The sequence below is a fragment of the Acidisoma sp. genome (assembly GCF_035492295.1).
Classification (GTDB): Bacteria; Pseudomonadota; Alphaproteobacteria; order Acetobacterales; family Acetobacteraceae; genus Acidisoma.
In genome coordinates, this window is record NZ_DATJJK010000010.1 from 1 (window position 1) to 3558 (window position 3558).

The 3558-nt window shown below is 64.8% G+C and carries 5 protein-coding genes; 2 read left to right on the top strand and 3 right to left on the bottom strand.

Annotated features, from left to right (window positions below; genetic code table 11):
- Both betC and VL752_RS00810 read left to right on the top strand, forming a co-directional pair.
- Positions 1–994 (top strand): choline-sulfatase (betC, locus tag VL752_RS00805; RefSeq protein WP_325351826.1); only part of this gene is annotated, 994 nt, incomplete at its 5' end.
- A 19-nt stretch (positions 995–1013) separates the two neighbouring features.
- Positions 1014–1145 carry a hypothetical protein gene (locus VL752_RS00810; RefSeq protein ID WP_325351827.1) on the top strand — a complete coding sequence of 44 codons (132 nt, stop codon included), beginning with the start codon at positions 1014–1016 and terminating at the stop codon, positions 1143–1145.
- A 20-nt stretch (positions 1146–1165) separates the two neighbouring features.
- Here the strand turns inward: VL752_RS00810 and VL752_RS00815 are convergent, their stop codons facing one another.
- From VL752_RS00815 to VL752_RS00825, 3 genes are all read right to left on the bottom strand, one after another.
- On the bottom strand, positions 1166–2191 hold the full coding sequence (locus VL752_RS00815; protein ID WP_325351828.1) for an SAM-dependent methyltransferase: 1026 nt from the start codon (positions 2189–2191) through the stop codon (positions 1166–1168).
- Entirely contained in the window at positions 2188–2982 is a 795-nt protein-coding gene (locus VL752_RS00820; protein ID WP_325351829.1) for a DUF1295 domain-containing protein, read from the bottom strand. The genes VL752_RS00815 and VL752_RS00820 overlap by 4 nt, the downstream gene beginning before the upstream one ends.
- 22 nt (positions 2983–3004) lie before the next feature.
- Positions 3005–3558 (bottom strand): alpha/beta hydrolase (locus tag VL752_RS00825; RefSeq protein ID WP_325351830.1); only part of this gene is annotated, 554 nt, incomplete at its 5' end.

A 3558-nucleotide genomic window follows, 5' to 3' on the forward strand; every position in this document is an offset into this window, starting at 1 on the left:
GCGTGATAGTGATGATCGCCCTTTTTGCATGATCGTCTCCATGACACACCCGCATGACCCTTTCACGATGGCCGATCCCTACTGGTCCCGCTACGCGGATCAGGAGATCGACATGCCGCGGGTGGGTGCGGAGATTTCCGAGAATGACCCGCATGCCGCGCGCCTCCGCCATGTCTGCGGGCAGGATGCGCAGGAGATCACCGAGGCCCAGGTGCGCGACGCGCGCCACGCCTATTACGCGGCGATCTCCTATTTTGACGATCATGTCGGCGGGCTGCTGAAAGCTGTGGAGGAGAGCGACTTCGCCGACAATACCGTCGTGATGGTGATTGCCGATCACGGTGAAATGCTTGGCGAACGCGGGCTTTGGTTCAAGATGAGTTTCCATGAGGGCGCATCGCGCATCCCGCTCATCATGCATGCGCCGGGGCACTTTGCACCGCATCGCGTGGCCGAGCCGGTTTCCCTCGTGGATATCCTGCCGACGCTCGCCGACATCGCGGGCAATGGGCAGGAACCCGACTATGCGACCGAACATGACGGGCAAAGTCTGATCCCCTATGCGCTGGGCGCAGGAAATCACGGAACCGTGATCGGCGAATACTGTGCCGAGGGTGTTGTGGCACCGATGGTCATGATCCGGCGCGGCAGTCTGAAGTTCATCCACTGCCCGACGGATCCGGACCAGTTTTACGATCTCTCGGTCGATCCGGAGGAGCGCGACAATATCGCCGCGCGCCATCCGGAAGACCCGCGGCTTCAGGCCTTTCGGGCCGAGGCGGCCGCGCGGTGGGACATGCCGCGGCTTCACGCGGATGTGCTGGCGAGCCAGAAGAGGCGTCGCCTCGTTTGGCAAGCCTTGCAGAAAGGACAACGGACGTCTTGGGATTTTCAGCCTGTGCGGGATGCCAGCCAGCTCTATATGCGAAATCATATGAAGCTTGATGATCTGGAGGCGATGGCGCGCTTCCCGCGGGTAGTGCCCCAAGACTAGAGGAGAGAAGGAGGCGAGGATGGCTGAGCAGGCAAAACTGGTGCCTTCACGCAACGGAGCCGGCTTCCGACCAACCGCGATGGTGGTCGCGGTCGCGGTCACCGTCGCGCTCCTCGCGCTGTTCGATCTACTGTCCCACGCTCATTTCTGAGCGTTGCGCCGGCAAGGGCGTTACGCTGGCGTGAGCCGGTAATGCGTGACGCCCCATTCCGCTCCGGCTTCATGGCCGAAGAGGCCTGCGGTCGCTAGGAAGAACAGACGCCAGCGCCGTTCCCAGATTCGGGTTTCAGCGCCATAAACTGGTGCGAGTACGCGGCGGATGGCCGCGCGGTTCACATCGAAATTGCGCAGCCAGTCCTCCGCCGTGCGGGCATAGTGCCCGCCCTGCCACTGCCATTCCTGTTCAACCGTGAAGAGATCGGGGAAGCAGTGCATCAGCCCCCGGCTCGGCATGATGCCGCCTGTGAAGAAATGCTGAGCGATCCAGTCCGCGCGGTCATGTCGGTCGAAGCGATAGGGCGCGCCGCGATGGGTAAAGATATGGATGAGGGCGCGGCCTTCGGGCTTCAGCCAGAACCGCATCCGGGCGAGCAGCGGCCGCCAATTCGCCATATGCTCGAACATCTCGACCGAGACGATGCGGTCGAACGTTGCAGCCGGATCGAACTCGTTCATATCGGCGGTGATCACACGGATATTCGGCAGACTGCGCCGCTGCGCCTCGGCCTCGATATGGGCGCGCTGCGAGGTTGAGTTGGACACCGCCGTGATCCGCGCCGCGGGAAATCGCTCGGCCATGAAAAGACTGAGCGAACCCCAGCCGCAGCCGAGCTCCAGAATCTCCTGGCCGTCCGCAAGCAAAGCATGGCTGGCCGTCTCTTCGAGCGCGTGCAGTTCCGCCTGGTCAAGACGGGTGGCCGTTCCCTCGTAAAGACAGCAGGAATATTTGCGCTGGGGGCCGAGGACGAGGCGAAAAAATTCCGCCGGAACTTCGTAGTGCTGCGCATTGGCTTCCTCCGTATGCTCGGCGATCGGGAAGCCCGCCATGGCCGCGGCAAAATCCTGCGCAGCCTCGCCCTGATCCGCGAGCCTCTGCCGCGTGCGCCCCACCATCATCGCGATGCCGAGGCGGGAGAGTGCATCCGGCACCGGTAGGCGCTCGGCGGCACGGGCGGCAAGCACGGCGAGGTCCGTCATCGGGCAACGTCCTTCGGGGGGCGGGGGAAGAAAGACGACACGCGTCGCTGATAATCACGAAAGGCGTCGCCCCGGCTCTCCAACATATGTGTTTCCGTCGGGGGAATGCCGGAGCCATGGACGAGCACCAGATACATCAGCACGGGTCCGGCCCAGGCCAGCAGGAACCAGCCGCCGCCCGTGGTGGCAAAAAGCGCGAAGGCGATCCAGATCAGCCATTCGCAGAAGTAGTTGGGATGACGCGACCAGGACCACAGCCCGGTCTCGCAGATCTTCCCGCGATTGGCCGGATCACTTGCAAAACGCGCGACTTCGCGGTCGGCGATCGCCTCACCGGCAATGGAAAGCACGGCGACCAGCACGGCGAGACTGTCGAGCACGCCAAAACCGGGCGCCGGGTTGCGGCCCGCCAGCATGACAACGCTGGCCAGCAGGAAGATGCTGAGCGCCTGGAGCTGCAGGAAGGCCGGCATCTTCCACCGGTAGGCCGCGCCCCATTGCTCCTTCAGCGCGGCATAGCGGGGGTCGTCCCGCCCGGCGAGCGCGCGGCGCAGGATGTGGATGCCGAGGCGCAGGCTCCAGATTGCGGCCACGATCGCCACCACCGCCGCGCGCGCTCCGTGATGCGCCGCATGCGGCGGGGCGAGGATGAGTGCGATGCCGGCGGCACCCGTGCCGAACGTCCAGGCGACGTCAACCGAGCTGCTGTTGCCGGTTGATTGCTGCACCTTCCAGGCGAGCAGCATGAGAAGGCTGCAGCACAGCAGGATGAGAAACAGAAGAGGGACCATGAGGTTCCTACGCCGGGAGATCTCAGCCGGATGCGTGCGCGCGGATGAAGTCTGCGCTATCGGCAAGTGTCGGGCAGAGGAACCGGAAGGGCTGGCCGAGCGCGCCCACGATCTCCCGATGGTCGATATTGGGATAGAGCCGCGCGGTGACCGGTCCACCAGCCGCGCGGATATGCGCTGCCAGCCGCTCCGTATTGCGCGGCAGGACCGTCGTATCCCTGGTGCCCGCCAACAGCAGCATGGGCGCGTTCCGCCCGTCCACATGGTCAACCGGCTGCGTCTCAGGCGATGTGGGATAGCCGAAGATGGCGCGCAGTTCTGCGGTCCCCACCGGCAGAAAATCGTAAGGACCGGCGAGGCCGACGGTGGCGCGTGGCCGGGCGGCGGCACCGGCCTGGGCCAGATACCGGCCGTCTAGCGCCAGCATCGCGGCGCTATAGGCGCCGGCCGAATGGCCCATAAGGACGAAGCGGTCGCTGCCGCCCCACGCGGCCGCATGCGCCGTGGTCCAGGCAAAGGCCGCGGCGCAATCCTCGATGAAAGTGGGGTAGCGAACGGCGGGATACAGCCGGTAGT